Below are 16,811 nucleotides of genomic sequence, written 5' to 3' on the forward strand. Positions count from 1 at the left end.
ATTCTACTTTAATCTTAAATCACTATTACAATAAAAAGATAACTCATGAAGTCAAAACTAAAAATTATTACTGTGCTAACTCTATTAGTGCCTAGTTATAATGCTTTTGCCGATTTTTCATTACCGGGTAAAGGCTCTGTTACTTACCCTACTGGTGTAGTTAAAGAATTTAAATTTGGTTTTGAATGGCAGCAAAAAGCAGAAAAATTCACTATTGGCTCTAAAAGTTACAATATGGAGCAGATCCCTAGCTCTTACTCGGTAGCTATAACGCTTTCAAAAGATGACAGCCAAGTATGGATTCAAGAATTTAATAATGGGTTTATTGAAGAGTTTGAATGGCTAATTGGCGAACATACAGTCACTCTAAAAAAGCAGCAATTTAGCGACCCCGTAAAAGGCGATTATGTTATTGAACTTAATGACCGTAGCTATTTTTTCACTCGTAATAACGCCAGTATCGTAATGAACTTTAACGAAGAAGGTATTGAGACGATTGCAGTTGATGGGGTAACAAAAAATATGGGCACTAAAAATTAGTCCCCATATTTTAATTTCTTTATGTCAATTACACTTTTACTGTTTTTCGGTTAATCCCGTAATCACGTAATTTATTAGCTACCGCGGTGTGACTTAGACCCAATCGCTTAGCTAACTGACGTGAGCTTGGATAAGCTGGGTAGAGTTTGCGTAGTAAAGTCGCTTCAAAACGTTTAACAGCTTGATCTAGTGAGCCTTCAAAATCAGACTCTAAATACCCTAAATCATGGGTAAAAGTTGGTAACTGTAAATGCTCTACGCGAAGCTCGCTATCATCTAGTAACGACACTGCACGGTAAATTGCATTTTCCAGCTGACGAACATTTCCTGGCCACGGATACTCTTGTAAAAAGCTCAAACACTCTTGTGATAAAACAGGAATTGCATGACCATTTTGTTGCGCATATTTTTGAATAAAATGCTCTGCAAGTGGTCCTACATCTGCTTTTCTATCTCTTAGTGGTGCTATTTCTAAAGTAAGCACGTTTATACGGTAATATAAGTCTTCTCTAAAAACCCCTTCTTGTACCATTGCAGGTAAGTCTTTTTGAGTAGCGGCAACAATACGTACATTTACTTTAACTTCGTTCTCATCGCCTACTTTTCTAAACGTACCATCTTGTAAAAAACGCAGTAACTTAGTTTGTAGTTGAGTCGACATTTCGCCAACTTCATCTAAAAATACAGTTCCACCATCGGCTTGCTCTAATACACCGCGCTTGGGTGCTGCATTTTCTTCGTACCCGGCATAACCAAATAACTCAGACTCAGCAACATCATCAGGAAGTGAAGCACACGACAGTGCAATAAAAGGTTTAACAGAACGATTAGATGCATAATGGCACGCTCTAGCTAATAACTCTTTACCTGTTCCTGTTTCACCAGTAATCAAAATAGGGGCTTCTAGTTGCGCCATTTTGCGTGCTTCGCGCACAACTCGGCGCATTGCCGTACTAAAGTTATGGATAGTAGCAAAGCTTTCTTGCCCGTAACGTCTAAATGCACTGACTTGCTGCCCTAACCGACTTTGCGATTTAATGTTAATAACCGCACCAGCAAGTACATCACCTTCACTACCTTGAGGCACTGCAATTGGCAAAATGTCTGCAATAAAATCCTCACCAGCAACTTCAACGCGTGTGGTTTGTCCGAGTACTTCTTTACCTTCTAACCAGCGTGTAAAGTTAAAGCCTTTAAGCAGGTTATTAATATTTGCACCAATCACGTCTTTTTCAATTAGCTGTAAGTCTTTACATGCTGCATCGTTACATAAACGTACCCAACCTTTGGCATCAATAGAGATAACCCCATCAGGCAATGCACGTAGTAAAGTATTTAATTCGTTGTGTTCACGCTCAGATGGTAAAAATGCAGTGGTACGCACATCATGTACACCGTCGATTAAACGTATCGATGGCATAATTTTTTGGAATTGTTCAAATTCAATTTCGGGAAAACTAACGTACATACGACAATTTATAGAATCGACTTCAATTCCTTTCAAATCAACGCTGTAGTTAACTAATATATTAAGGATTTCTTGAGCAATACCAATTCGATCAGCACAGTGAATATCTAGACGCATACATCCTCAAAGAAGGAAAAACTATATTAGCCGAATAATACGCTAAGTCGCTTTGAGAAGGTAGTTTATTGTAAACATTTTTGGACAAAACAGCTTTTAGAGCCAAAGGGTGGGATGTAATTAAACGAAGAAAAACAGCACTGATATTTATATTTAACTATACCAGTGCTGTTTATTAAATCTTATTATGAGACTACTTACCTTGTGGGTAAGCTGACCAATCACCACCATCTAATTGTATGAATGGTCGTTGGTTAACATACATCATTATTGTGCCTTCATTTTCAGCAACTTTAGGTGCTTTAGGTAGGTTTTCAAGTAAATTAGCAACACTATTATTCCCACCAAACACATCAGTTTGCAGCGTCTTACTTACCAGCTCTGAAAGCGCAAAGTAACTTGTTGAATCATCAACCACAATTTGCGAGTAGTTTTGTACGTCTGGGCCTATAAATTTAATCGCTACAGGTACAGACACAATTGCAGGACTAGGGATTTCGCGTAATCCTGCAAATTGTACTTTATCACCTTTTAAGTTAGCGCCGTGTTCAGGCACTATCATTAACATAACGTTGCGACCACGCTTTTCTAATTTTTTTACAAATTGGTTAATATCAGCAAACAAGTTTTTATGTCTGATTGGGTATGTCTCTTTACTATTCACCCTTGGTTGATTCTCTAGCTGATTACCGTCATGTAAACTTGTGGTGTTGTAGTACATCGCACACGGCTTACAATCATCAGCTTGCTCTAACCAACCATCCAGCACAGCTTCATCTGAGTAAATAGGGCTATTATCAAAACCTCGAAGCGCCACTGGCATTGAATCGATATTAAATGGCGTGCTATCTAGGCCACCGTACTTATTTATTAAACCTTTAAACTCATCAAAATGTCCGTCGTGATTCATCACAACATTATTTTGATAACCTAGTTTTTCTAGGTTTTTAAACAAGTGACATTGTTCAGGTGCCTCTTTAAATAATGCCGTTTGACTAGTTTGGCCACAACTAGCGCGCAGTAGCCTTACCGCAGCTGGTCCGCTGTATGATGTAGCCGAGTTAAAGTCTGAAAACACCACATCAAAGTCTTTATACATATCAGTAACACTTACACCAATAGCATTTAAATCAGCAACAGCCATTGAGCATATGTTCAAAATAATTACATCAAACAGTTCACCATTTACCTGGCTTGGAAAGTGACTCATTAATAAGCTTTGTTGTTGATAAAAATCAGCTAATTTTTGATCAGGAGATTGTGCTGCCTGAGTGATCACTTGTGTTTGAGGATTACTTTGACTCTGTGTAATCGGCTCAGGGTTAGCCACATTATTAACGAATTGTGATTGAGAGTTACCCCCTTGCCATCCTACAACTAACAGCCCAACGATAGTGACTGTTGTAAAGCGTATCCATTGCGATGTATACCAAAAACACACACTAATTACGAACAAAGCCAATAACATATCAATGTTAATAACACGGGTTAATAACTCAATAAAATAACCAAAACTAAAATCTTGAACGTTACCCGCTTGTTTAGTCAACCTGTTTATTGGTGGCAACCATGAGTCTTGGTAAAGTAATACCACAGCAAACACAGCACCTACTATATGTTTTGCCTTCTCTATTAATGGCTGTTTAAATTTAATCGCAAGCAACGCAGCAAAAGCCGCATTAGTTAATACGTTAAAATCAATTGCACCATAATAAAACAGAGCAAACTTAACTAAAAAATAAAGGTTCCAAACCCCTAAACCTGATAATTTCACTTCTTATCCTTTTTTACTGTATTTGGTGTATAAGGCTCTAGTACTTCATGTTTAAAAGTAAGCTTATAATAATATTTTGTTATTTGAGATAAAATGTATTTGCCTAGCATACAAAGCACCGCGCCAAGCACCATTGCAAGAAACACGGTAATTAAAAGCTGATTCATACTCATAAGTTATCTCTTAATTTCATTATAAAAGGCTTAGCATCTGGGCGGCTTTTGCTAGAAAATTCAGGTGTGTTAATATTTTCAGTAACGCTGTTTGCTATATCAGGTGCAAATTTATAGCTATCATTCTCGGCAAGTTTTTGCGAGAAATCTACAACACTCTTACCTTTATAAAAACGCCTTAATTGTTTACATTCTTGTTGAATGTAAAAGTGATCAGAAATTACATTTTGCTGTACAAAAAAATCGCTTGTTTTTAATTTAAACAAATGCTTAATCGCATTATCAACGTCATTCTCTCTACAAGCATGCAAATATAAATAAACTGTATTATCTGCAATACTAAATACATCACCTTCGCGTTTAATATGAAATAAATGCAAAGGGTGTATTGGGTCGATTCGTGGCAGTAATTCAAGCTTTACTAGCACACCACTCACACCTAAATTAACGGCTGAGTCACTATGAATTTCTACTTGTTTTGTAAACTCAATAAAAGGTAAATATCCTTTCGAAAAAGTGTTTTCGGTGTATTTCAATACATCCTCAACTGAGGGAGGTAAAGGCCTAGAAAACTGAAAACCTTGAATAGATTGAATTTGTGAGAGCAGCCGAGAAGGCTCTGAAAAACTATATAGAATAAGGTTTACACCCAATGTTAAAAATAAACATTCATCTTGATGGCGAATAACACCATCAACATTTTGAATAACAAGCTTTAACCAGCGCCCACAGTTTTTTCTAAGTTCAAAACACTGCTTACCTAATAACGCTAAATCAGTGTAGCGCGTTACTGCAAAAATTAAGGTCGCTGCTTCTACCTTTGGTCCTTTATTAAATAAGTCATTATTATCTTTTACACTTTTATAGTGCATTGGTAATTTAGTACCTTCGGGCACCGCACTTTGCACAAGCCAAACATCGTCTTCATCGGAAAAGTCTGAACTTTTAGGTGCTTTGCTCTCGCTTATTATTCCCTTTTGAACAACAAACTGATTATTACTTAATAATAACGGGTAATGTTCACCAGCAATAACACCTGTGCTATGGCGCCAATAATCATATTCAAGAACTCGCATTGCAGAATCATTATCAACAAAAACCAGCCCATCAAATACATTATTTAATCGTCTAACTAAAAAACGGTAGTTAGCAATATCAGGCCCAGATATTAAAAATAGTAATGTAGCTCCGGTACGACGAACAAAATCGTTGTACTCATTCATCATCAGTTTTAAGCTTTTTTCGCCAGCACTGTTTAACTGAGTTGTATTAAAATGAACAAAAATGAGCGCTTCGTTTAGACGTTTATAAGCACTTATCTCTTTTATAATACCTGAATTGATTCGCTCAATTGAATAGTGTTGTGTTTCTGGGGCCAACGAAAAAGGATGTACTCGATTATGTTCATAAGCATAATTTAACGATGCAGAAAAAGAAGAATCAAAAAATGATTCAGCCTCTTGAGAAACTATATATATATCATTAGCCAAACTTTGGTTAATTGAATGTAACGCTAATTCGATTGCAAAATTGTCTAAAGGGGCTAAAACAGCATAACTTGAAGCCGATTTTAACTCTTTTGCAGCAGGCTCTAATCCCGTTATGTTAAAGTTATGCACTTAAAATGCCCTATAAAAAATACTTTTTTACTAGTTTTAACCGTTATTCTATATATAATAGCCAAATATTGTCCACTTTTAATCAAAATAATTAAAGTAACTGTAAAGGTAAAGATGAACAACTTAACATCTAAAAACTCACAAACGTTAACATCGAGTGATATAGAAAACCTTACACTGCGTTTTGGTGGAAAGAGTGATGACTACATAGAAATAGTAAACAAGCAGCAAAATAATAATACAATTAATAAATATGCATTGCTTAAAGAGATAAACAACGAACTAAACACATACACTAGTTAAACTAAGGATAGGTAACCCCGTTGCAAAGAGTTTTCATTAAAGGTATCAAAGGCGGTTTAGGCAGTACTTCTGTAGTTGCCAATCTTGCATGCGTGCTAAAAAAGTCTGACGTTGACGTTGTTGCTATCGATTTAGATGCAAAAAGTGACTTAGGTTTACATTTTGGTTTACCGTGGAAATACACCAAAGGCTGGAGTAATGAAGTGCGCTTTGAAGATGCACTTACGCATTTTCACCAAGATAACGATGGCATTATATTTTTACCATTTGGTGATAACGACGACACTAGCACCTATAACATCACTAAAATGGTCAATAAATGCAAAAACCTAAATTATAACAACGAAGCCTGGATACTTTTTGACTGCCCTTCACATATTAACATTTCTCACTACCCATTAGAGAAAGACGATATTGTAATTGAACTTGTTAATTGCGACGCTATTTGTCACAGCTTAATTTATAGGCGCCTGCAAAGACTTAAAAATTCAGATACCAATTGGAAACATTACTTTTTAGTTAACCGCTATAACTCTGCATCAACGCTAGAATTTGACTTATTTTCCCTATGGCAATCGACACTTCCCCTTATGGCTCCCTTTTTTATTAATAGTGACGAAGTTATTAAAGAGTCAACCGCATACAGAAATGTAGCACTTAATTGCGCGCCGTATAGTGTCGCAAACGATGACTTTGAAACACTAGCTGGTTGGCTAGTTAGTAAAGCGGCCTTATAAAATGAGCATTACACTATTTTATCAGCGCCCTATTCACAGCACTTTATACTTGCTGCTGAGCATTTTATTTACTGATAAGTTAGTTCGGTACATTTTATTCAAGTTTCATAGCTACTTTAATCAACATAAAGTAAATGTAATTGAAGCTTTCTTAATGCCTTTTATTACGCTTTTAAGCTCGCTATTTATAAACACTAAACAGCATAAAATCAGCTTTGAGTTTACCCTTTATGACTACTACCCTCATTTAAGGTTGCCTTACCGAACCTATATTTACTCAAATATATTACGCTTTATTATTCAAAGTGTTTTTTTAGTGTTTTTCAAAAACCAGCTTAAATCTAGTTCAGTAAAAGAAGATGCAGTTAATTATTTCTATGATGGCGTTAGCTACCTTTTAAGGCAATTACGTTGGTTTGATTTAAAGTTAGGTAAATTATTAAAACGCCTACTATCAAAAAACAAAAAAGGCCCTAAAAAAAGTGCATTTAAAGCCATGGCTGATGCACGTGTATGGCAAAATAAATTAGTTAAATACGTCATCCTCGCGTTTATTTTATTTTTATTAGCAATATTCATTACAATTCCTTTTAGCTTGGAAGCTCAAGCCGTATTTATAAGCTTTATTTTATTAGTTGCGTATGCACTTAAACGAGTAAAAGGCCAAATGGCAACCATTGTCATGATCACCTTGTCAGTAACTACCTCTTCTCGTTACTTATGGTGGCGTTACACTGAGACTTTAAACTGGGATGATCCACTTGCACTTGCACTAGGTGGCGGCTTACTACTTGCTGAAACGTATGCATGGCTTGTACTGATTTTAGGTTTTTTTCAAACAGTTAATCCGCTTGAGCGAAAACCAGTGCCTTTACCTAAAGACACTGACCTATGGCCAACTGTTGATGTATATATTCCAACTTATAACGAGCCGTTAAGCGTTGTAAGACCTACTACTCTCGCTGCTTTAAGTATCGATTGGCCTGCAGACAAGCTAAATGTCTATATATTAGATGATGGTAAGCGCTCAGAGTTTAAGGATTTTGCAGCCGAGATTGGAGTGGGTTATTTAGCGCGTTCGGATAACAATCATGCTAAAGCCGGTAATATGAATAGCGCTATGCGTTATACCGATGGCGAATATATCGCAATTTTTGATTGTGACCACGTTCCTGCTCGCTCGTTCTTACAAATGACAATGGGCCAATTTTTAAAAGACAGTAAGGTGTGTTTGGTTCAAACGCCGCACCACTTTTTCTCAGCAGACCCATTTGAGCGAAATCTTAATAACCACAGTCAAATCCCTAACGAAAACATGTTGTTTTATGGATTGATTCAAGATGGTAACGACATGTGGGATGCAACCTTCTTTTGTGGTTCTTGTGCCGTATTAAAACGAGAAGCGCTTGATAACATTGGTGGTTTTGCATTTGAAACAGTAACTGAGGATGCTCACACGGCCCTTCGTATGCAGCGCGCAGGTTATAAAACTGCATATATAAACATTCCACAAGCCGCAGGCCTTGCTACCGACAGCTTGTCAGCGCATATAGGCCAACGTATTCGCTGGGCGCGTGGTATGGCACAAATATTTAGGCTTGATAACCCATTGATGGGTAAAGGTTTAAGCATCCCTCAACGATTATGCTATATAAACGCAATGCTGCATTTCCTATCGGGTATTCCTCGTATTGTATTTTTAACAGCTCCTTTGGCGCTAATATATTTTAATGCCTACATAATTTATGCTCCTTTTATTGCTATTTTTATCTATGTGGTGCCGACACTAATTCAAATAAAAGCAACTAACTCACGCATTCAAGGTAAATACCGTTACTCCTTCTGGGGTGAAGTGTATGAGTCAGTACTTGCTTGGTACATATTAAAACCAACTACCGTTGCTTTATTTAATCCTAATAAAGGTAAATTTAACGTAACCGAAAAAGGCGGTTTAAATGATGAAGAGCATTACGACTGGGGGATTTCTAAACCGTATTTAATTCTTTTGCTTATTAACTTACTTGGAATAATAGTGGGTGTATTACGTCTGTTTTTAGGTGATTCAAGCCAGATTGGCGTACTTATAATAAGTATGGGTTGGGCTTTTTATAATATTATTATTTTGGGTGCTGCGGTTGCGGTTGCTGCTGAGGCTCGCCAAGTGAGGCACTCGCATCGTATAAAGGCAAACTTTCCTGCCGGCGTTCGTTTAGCAAATGGTCATACTTTAAAAGTAAAAATAACGGATTATTCAGATAACGGTGTAGGTATAGAGACTGAACACGCACATTTATGCCGCGTTAACGATAAAATTGAATTATTAATGAGTCGCGGTAACAAGCAATTTTCGTTTACAACGTATGTATGTAATACCCGTAAAAAACAAATTGGCCTTACACTTAAAGATTTATCTCTCGAAAAGCAAAGAGCTTTTATACAATGTACTTTCTCCAGAGCAGATGCTTGGCTAGATTGGCAAAATAACTTTAGACATGACCGTCCATCGTATAGCTTCAAAGAAGTGCAAAAAACCAGTTTACGGGGCTTTAGTAATTTATTGTTTCATGCCCCAAGAGCGTTACAACCTATAATTAAGTTTATGACTAATACTGTCATTTACATAAATTCATTTACTCCAAAAAAACCGATAGTGCATAATAATTATGATTAAAAAGTTACTTAATACATTTCTAACATTGTTACTTATTAGTAGCGCATATCAAGTGCTCGCTATCGAGCCTATGCACGACAAAACTATGTTTGTAAATGGCTACCCTGAGAGCGCTCAGGTTTCTAGTTTACGTCTTAGCTTTGAAAAGTTAGGGTTCAACGACTATAAACTCGACGGCGTGAATAATAATTCTCGAGTCGATTTCACAAATAGAATTGATAAATTAAGCACTAATCTAAAGCTTAACTTTTCGTACACCAACTCACCTTCATTGCTGGCTAATGTATCGCATTTAAAAGTTTATTTTAACGATAACTTAGTTACTGTTTTACCTATTAATGAGCAATTAAGTATTGTAAAAAATACGGTAAGTCATAGCCTAGACCTAAATGCTAAATACATTCAAGACTACAACCAAATTCGCTTTGAACTAGTTGGCTACTACGATTTACGATGCCAAGATTACTTTAGCCGCTCAATTTGGACTGAAATAAACAAATCAAGCCACATCACGCTTGATCAAAAACAGTTAGCAATTGATAGCCGCCTTGAATATTTACCAGAACCATTTTTTGATGCTAAAGATTACAACAAATTAAACTTACCTTTTGTATTTGCAAGCACACCTAATACACAAGCAATAGAAGCTGCAGCCACTTTATCTAGTTGGTTTGGCGCACAAGCTGACTGGCGTGGCGCTAACTTTCCAGTAGTTTTAAATAAAGCACCAGAGCAGCATAGCGTGGTGTTTATTACTAATGACTCAAAACCTGATTTTTTAAAAGATTATCCAGATGTTGAAAAGCCAACTGTCGAGCTAATTTCAAGCCCTATTCACAGATACAATAAAATGCTGTTAATTTTGGGGCGTGATGAAAAAGACTTAAAAACAGCGGTCACTGGTCTTGTATTTGGTCATAAAATTATGACTGGCCGAAGTGCAAGCATCGAGGCAATTAACAAACTCCCACTGCGTAAAGCTTATGATGCGCCGAGATGGCTAAGAAACGATCGTCCCGTGCACTTTGACGAGCTTATTGACTACCCAACTCAGTTACAAGCTGAGGGTCTTAACAACGGCCCTATAAAATTAAATGTTCGTTTTGCACCTGATTTATTTACTTGGCGTGAAAAAGGTATTCCTATTACTTTGCAATACCGTAATACGCCAGAGAGCGAAACATTAAATTCACGTTTAAACATGTTAATAAACCAAGAATTTATAAGTGGTTTTTTACTTGATAAAAAAGACTCATCGTTAACTACCGCTAAAACGTTGCTGCCTTTAATTGCTAATACAGATACAACGCAAAGCGCTGAAGACTTTTCATTAGACGGTATTAATCTTGCCAGCCGAAATGAGTTAAATTTTGACTTTAGATTTGCAGTACTTAAAAAAGGCGAATGTGCCGTTGCTCCACCTGGTGGCGAGTACGGGGTAATTGATGGAAACTCTAACATTGATGTAAGTGGGTTTGATCATTACATGGCTTTACCTGATTTAAATGTATTTGCAAACAGCGGATTCCCATTTACAAAATACGCAGACTTACAACAAACTTTAGTATTGATAGATGAAGTTCCATCACCTAAAGCACTATCTGTATTGTTTAATTTAACAGGCCACTTTGGTGCTATTACAGGCTACCCCGCTCATAGAATAAGTGTTGCTCATTTAAATGAAGATGCCAACTTAGATGATAAAGACATCTTAGTAATCGCCAAACCTAATAGCATTGCTAACAACTTAGATGAAGATGCGCAAACTAATATCTTGCTTGATAATAATCAGCGCGCTATTAAACAAGCTATATACAATGGTGCTTACGATGAGCAAACAACAGATAAAGTCCAAGTAAGTATAAAAAGTAGTGGTGATATGGCCGTTATTACTGGCTTTCAATCACCGTTTGATTCAGAGCGTTCAATTGTATCGCTTAGTGCAACATCACAAAAAGCCTTTACTCTACTTGATGATGCGTTAATGAGTTCAGAAGCTCTTGCGCAAATTAAAGGCAGTGCTGCGGTCATAAATTCTCAAGGCATTAAGACAATTAAAACTGATGAACAATATTTTGTTGGTCACATTCCTGTGCATACCCTAATTTGGTTCCATTTATCGGATCACCCATTTGTACTGGCACTATTGTCTATTTTAACACTACTGCTGATCTCATTTATTATATGGCGATTACTACAAGCATTAACATACAAGCGCTTAGCTGAAGGAGATAAGTAATGAAGTCACTCATTAATGTATTTTTTACCGTGATTGCATTATTTACCTTTAATGCCAATGCACAAATAGAGCAATGCCAACCATGGGATGCATGGCAAACGTTTAAAAGTAACTTTATAAGCCAAGATGGTCGCGTTATTGATTTGGGGAGTGAGCAAAAAGTCACAACCTCTGAAGGCCAATCTTATGCCTTATTTTTTGCTGTCGTAGCAAATGACAAAGCAATGTTTGACCTAGTCCTGGATTGGACGCAAGAACATTTATCAGAAGGTGATTTAAGCACTCGTTTACCGGCATGGCAATGGGGTGTTAACAATCAAAATGTTGGCGGAATTTTAGATTCAAATCCAGCGTCTGATTCTGACTTATGGATAGCATACAGTTTATCGCAAGCTGCTATTCTTTGGGATGACCGCCGCTACAGCATATTAGCAGCCGTACTTGCACAACGAATAATGCGTGAAGAAACCGCCTATATTTCGGGCCTAGGTTTATCATTACTACCCGCCCCTACTGGTTTTGAATTTGATAATGAGCGTTTTAAGTTAAACCCAAGCTACTCACCGTTATTTATTTATCAGCAGTTTAAAAAGCTTTATCCACACTCGCCTTGGCATCAACTGCACGAAGGCTCAGCAAAGTTGATTTTAGATACAGCAAAGCAAGGTGTTAGCCCTGACTGGGTAATGTTTGATGCAAATAACGGCTTTTATTACGATAAAAAAACGAGCGACTTGGGCAGTTACAACGCTATTAGAGTGTATTTATGGGCAAGTATGATGGCAGACAACGCACCTTATAAAAAAGAGCTATTAGCGCAATTTAACCCTTTTATAGAAACAATTAATAAACGTGGTTACGTGCCTTTAAATACTTTTGCTAAATCAGGAAAATCTGAAAAAAGAGGCCCTCTAGGCTTTAACTCAGCTCTATTACCTTTACTAGCGACTAATAACGATAATTCTACAGTAATGGCGATCCAGCAAAAACTAATGATTGATAAATCATTTACCCAGACTCGTTATTACGACAGCGTACTTAACTTATTTGGTACAAGTGCTTTAAATAAGCGTTTTTCAATTACAGCAGATGGGACGCTACAACCGGTATGGAGCACTGAATGCCGTTAAGGTTTGCCCTCGCTTGCACATTAGCGCTTAGCTCTGGATTAAGCGCTAACACAGTCAACGATATTGATACGCAATCTGTTGATTGGTTATTAAGCCAAATAGGTATTGGTGAAGCACAGCAAAATAAAAAACTAGTTGAAGATAGCTTACGAAAGCTAGTCGCTATTGCCCCTGCCCGCATAGAAACACAGTGCGCGGTAGCGCGTTATGATTTTGCCAATGGCGAATCAGCGAAAGCCAACCAATTACTAAGTAAAATAGATAATGGGCTTACCAAACAAGCTCCGTGCGTTGAAAAGCTAAAAGTCCTTTCTCGTACTGAAGGAAAAGACAAATCTTCAATTCAGCAAGCTAAATTATTGGCTCGCGCGGGTCGTTATGAACAAGCTCGCGAAATCTATAATAATATTTTTAAAAACGTCTACCCTACATTAGATTACGAGCTTGAGCATTTAAGCTGGTATGGACAAGATAGCTCCCAATGGGAAAGTGTTAAAAAAGGCTATAATAAATTAGCTCAAAGCTACCCAAGTATTGCGCAGATAGAAATTGCTTATGCCCGTCACCTACTTAGGCGTAATCTTACAGATAAAAAAGCGATTGATATTTTAAGTAAATATGGCGCAGGCCCTACTTTTATTAATGAAGTAGAATATATTTGGCTTAGTGCTTTGCTAGAAATGCCCTTAACGGATGATACAGTTAAGCAGTATCAGCGCTATTTCACTCTTTATCCTTTTAGTAGTAAAGGTGAATTACAATACCAAGATTTTCTAAAAGATTATAAAAAACGTCAAACACTTCTTGCCGACCCCGCCTATCAGCTTTGGGTTAGGGGCGATAGATTACTTGAGAAAAATAAACTTGCTGCCGCAGAGCCTTTACTTTTAAAAGCTTTAAGAGGCCGACCGCAAGACGGCGCTATAATGCGAAGCCTTGGCACACTCTATTTACGCCTTGGTGAAAACCAAAAGTCGTATCAATATTTTACTCGTGCACAAAAGTACACAACTGAGTTCGCTGAACGTGAAACACTACAAGAATTAGCAAAAACAGCTAAGCTTTGGCTTTATATACGCGAAGCTAAAAATGCCATTAATAATAAAGAATTTAAAACGGCTAAGCTTAAGCTTGATTTAGCAGCCACCTTAGAACAAGAAACTAATACAGTAATATATAACAAAGGTTTATTACAATTTGCTCAAGGGCAATATTCACAGGCTGCACTTACATATCAAATTGTTTTAAGAAGTGATCCACTTAATAGCAGCGCTTTAATAGGTCTACTTGAAATAGCTGAATTAGAGCAGAATGAAAAAGCCCTAACCTCTTTTTACAACAGTTTATCGTTTAATCAAAAGAAACTAATTAAAGAATCTTATTCTGTATCATTAAGTAGTCAGTACCGCGCAAAGGCAAATACGTTTGCACAGTCGGGAGATTTAGAGCAAGCCGAAAAAGTACTAAAAGACGCTATTGAAATAGCGCCAGAACAGCCTTGGTTATACTACGATTTAGCCTTTATATACCAACAAAAGGGGCTGACAGAAGAGGCCCGCGCTTTATTTAATAATGTGCTGTGGCAATTTCCGTTAAACCCTCAGATTCGTTACAGCCACGCGCTTTTTTTACGCTCTCTTGATGACTATCAAGGTGCTATTAAAACATTGCAGTACATTCCATTTAAATCCAGAGATAAAGACATTATTGCGCTTGAACAGCAGCTGCAACTTAATGAGTCTTTGACACAAAGTGAGCGCCACCTTGATGCTAAAGATAAAGCCACTGCAATCTATCATTTAAGCAACCTAGAGGCACAAAATTTAACACCCGCTATGCAGGCAGAGTTATCGCGAAGCTGGTATCGAATTAATGAAAAAAAACACGCTATAAAACTTATAAACAAAGCACTGGAAGCTGAGCCTTCTCTTTCTGCTTATTGGCATACACTTTATGGTGAGTGGCTTTTAGAGCAAGGTGATGAAAATAAAACGAAGCAATGGTTTGAAAAGTACGTATTACCAGAGAGCGCAACTGAAAACGAAACAACTCAATATGTACAGCTACAAAATAGCTATATTACTCAGTATTACAATGGTAGTGATTTAATCGCTAAGCTTAACCAGCTGGATCAAAAATATAAAAATACTCCAGCAACAACTACTGCCCTTATTAATGCAAATTTAGCACTTGAACAACGCGAAGCGGCCGTTATTTTGTACCAGCAAAAAGTACAAAATAAACAAACCATTGAACCTCAAGCACTACTCGCTATTGCTAATGCATACATAGAACTTGGGGACGACTTTCAAGCAAAAGAAGTTACGCAAAAAGCGATTACGCAAACCACATCGCAAGAAGGTTATTTGCAACGCCAAATCATGTCATCTCTCAATGAGTTTAATTACTCAGGGGATGCACTTTACTTAGCTAAGCAACTTGTTGAAAAGTCACCCAACGATCAAGAACTACGTTATTTAGGCGCTCAAGTAGCCAGCAAATTCAACGAAACCGAACAAGCACAATCTTGGTACGCGCAAACCCTATTTCCTAATCGTACATTAAATGAAAAAGAGCTTTACGGAGCGCTTTCAAAAATAGATAAAAACGATGAATGGTATGTAAACGGTGCTAAAAGAGAGCTAATAAACGAGCAAAACAAAAACCAAGCATACATTGCTATTGGTGTTAACTTTAGTGGGCAAACAAGCACCGAAAGCGAAGCAACACTTGGTGCGGGCTTAGTCCCGATTGAAGCTTACTTTCCGCTTTGGCAAGGCCAAGGGTTTATTAAAGTAGACCCGACTACTATTAGCGCACAAACAACGCGCTTTGATGAGCAATTTGCTGGCAGCCGCTATGGACAAGGTGCACTGTGTATTTTTACCTGTTCAATCAATGAAGTAACACCTGAGGAAAGTGGTGTAGATGTAGGTATTGGTTGGCAAAATGAAAACTGGCGTGTTGATGTAGGTACAACTCCACTTGGCTTTTTAATTGAAGATATTGTATGGGGTGTAAATTACGCAGACAGTTTTGGTGATTTTGGATACAGCCTAGAACTTGAAAAACGCCCAGTTACAAGCTCGGTACTTTCTTATGCAGGTCTTAAAGATGTAAAAACAGGTGAAGTTTGGGGTGGTGTACGCTCTACAGGCCTAACGGCTAATGTATCACACGACTTAGGCGGAAAATGGGGTTTTTGGTCAAGCGCCGACTTTACCCTATATAAAGGCCAAAATGTAAAAGACAACCAACGCTATCGTATGATGGGCGGTACTTATTACCGTGTAATTAGCAATCAAGAGCGTGAATTCACCGCAGGCGCTAGCTTATTACATTGGGCATACAAGTATAATTTAAGTGAAGAAACATGGGGTCATGGTGGTTATTACAGCCCACAAAACTATGTAGGTTTATCTGTGCCACTCACTTATGACGCGCGTTGGGGCGATGATTTTGTTTATCGATTAAAAACCGGTGTTTCGTACTCGCAAACAAAAACTCAATCTATTGATTTCTTCCCTAATGATGGCGATTTGCAAATAGCTGCATATGATAGAGAGTCAATAACAGGTGTTGATCCTGTATTTGAAGGTGAAACAAGTTCTGGTGTTTCATATAATCTTGAAGGTAGTTTTGAGTATAGAATAACGCCGAATTGGTTCTTTGGTGGCTACTTAGCCATCGATCGTTCTGACTTTTACGAACCAAATTTTGGTCAGCTTTATATACGTTACTACTTTAATCCTGTGTACGGAACACTTGAGTTTCCAGGCACCCCTATTGTTCCTTATGCTGAGTTTTAACTTGGCATAAGGTGATACACCGCGAACACTTCCCCTAGCACTAAGGTATATGTATACTTGAGCGCAATTGTAACTAGGATAAGGGTGTGTCTCTTACCTTGTGGTGTTACTGCCATATAGCAAATCATTATCTTAGCTACAAATAATATACTGATGGTCGAGCATTTTAGTGGTTACAAATTCTAAAATAGCTAAAGCAAAAAATTATAAGGCCATTACAACAATTCTTAA

The 16,811-nt window shown here is 37.4% G+C and carries 10 protein-coding genes; 7 read left to right on the top strand and 3 right to left on the bottom strand.

Annotated elements, in window-relative coordinates; translation table 11 throughout:
- The first annotated feature begins 45 nt into the window (after window positions 1-45).
- Entirely contained in the window at window positions 46-540 is a 495-nt protein-coding gene (locus QL995_RS06240) for a hypothetical protein (protein WP_290293753.1), read from the top strand.
- Between the two features lie 28 nt (window positions 541-568).
- Here QL995_RS06240 and tyrR read toward each other — a convergent pair whose 3' ends face one another.
- The 3 genes from tyrR to bcsE form a co-directional block, all read right to left on the bottom strand.
- Window positions 569-2,125 carry a transcriptional regulator TyrR gene (gene tyrR, locus QL995_RS06245; RefSeq protein ID WP_007581355.1) on the bottom strand — a complete coding sequence of 519 codons (1,557 nt, stop codon included), beginning with the start codon at window positions 2,123-2,125 and terminating at the stop codon, window positions 569-571.
- 193 nt (window positions 2,126-2,318) lie between these two features.
- Entirely contained in the window at window positions 2,319-3,899 is a 1,581-nt protein-coding gene (bcsG, locus tag QL995_RS06250; RefSeq protein WP_165734740.1) for a cellulose biosynthesis protein BcsG, read from the bottom strand.
- Between the two features lie 169 nt (window positions 3,900-4,068).
- Window positions 4,069-5,691, bottom strand: coding sequence for a cellulose biosynthesis protein BcsE (gene bcsE / locus QL995_RS06255; protein ID WP_024589431.1), 1,623 nt, complete (start codon window positions 5,689-5,691; stop codon window positions 4,069-4,071).
- Between the two features lie 114 nt (window positions 5,692-5,805).
- Between bcsE and bcsR the strand changes: the two genes are divergently transcribed.
- The 6 genes from bcsR to QL995_RS06285 are packed head-to-tail and all read left to right on the top strand — an operon-like array spanning window position 5,806 to window position 16,580.
- Window positions 5,806-5,994, top strand: coding sequence for a BcsR/BcsP family cellulose biosynthesis protein (bcsR, locus tag QL995_RS06260; RefSeq protein WP_007581346.1), 189 nt, complete (start codon window positions 5,806-5,808; stop codon window positions 5,992-5,994).
- Window positions 5,995-6,014: 20 nt separating this feature from the next.
- Complete coding sequence (bcsQ, locus tag QL995_RS06265; RefSeq protein WP_290293754.1) at window positions 6,015-6,731, top strand: cellulose biosynthesis protein BcsQ; 717 nt, start codon at window positions 6,015-6,017, stop codon at window positions 6,729-6,731.
- Between the two features lies 1 nt (window position 6,732).
- A complete protein-coding gene (gene bcsA, locus QL995_RS06270; protein WP_290293755.1) occupies window positions 6,733-9,402 on the top strand; it encodes a UDP-forming cellulose synthase catalytic subunit in 2,670 nt (889 codons plus the stop codon).
- Entirely contained in the window at window positions 9,395-11,641 is a 2,247-nt protein-coding gene (gene bcsB / locus QL995_RS06275) for a cellulose biosynthesis cyclic di-GMP-binding regulatory protein BcsB (protein WP_197209479.1), read from the top strand. Before bcsA ends, bcsB begins: the two co-directional genes overlap by 8 nt.
- Complete coding sequence (bcsZ, locus tag QL995_RS06280; protein ID WP_010555125.1) at window positions 11,641-12,771, top strand: cellulose synthase complex periplasmic endoglucanase BcsZ; 1,131 nt, start codon at window positions 11,641-11,643, stop codon at window positions 12,769-12,771. Before bcsB ends, bcsZ begins: the two co-directional genes overlap by 1 nt.
- Window positions 12,762-16,580 carry a cellulose synthase subunit BcsC-related outer membrane protein gene (locus QL995_RS06285; protein ID WP_290293756.1) on the top strand — a complete coding sequence of 1,273 codons (3,819 nt, stop codon included), beginning with the start codon at window positions 12,762-12,764 and terminating at the stop codon, window positions 16,578-16,580. The genes bcsZ and QL995_RS06285 overlap by 10 nt, the downstream gene beginning before the upstream one ends.
- The last annotated feature ends 231 nt before the right edge of the window (window positions 16,581-16,811 follow it).

The organism is Pseudoalteromonas sp. APC 3358, assembly GCF_030408075.1.
Classification (GTDB): Bacteria; Pseudomonadota; Gammaproteobacteria; order Enterobacterales; family Alteromonadaceae; genus Pseudoalteromonas; species Pseudoalteromonas arctica.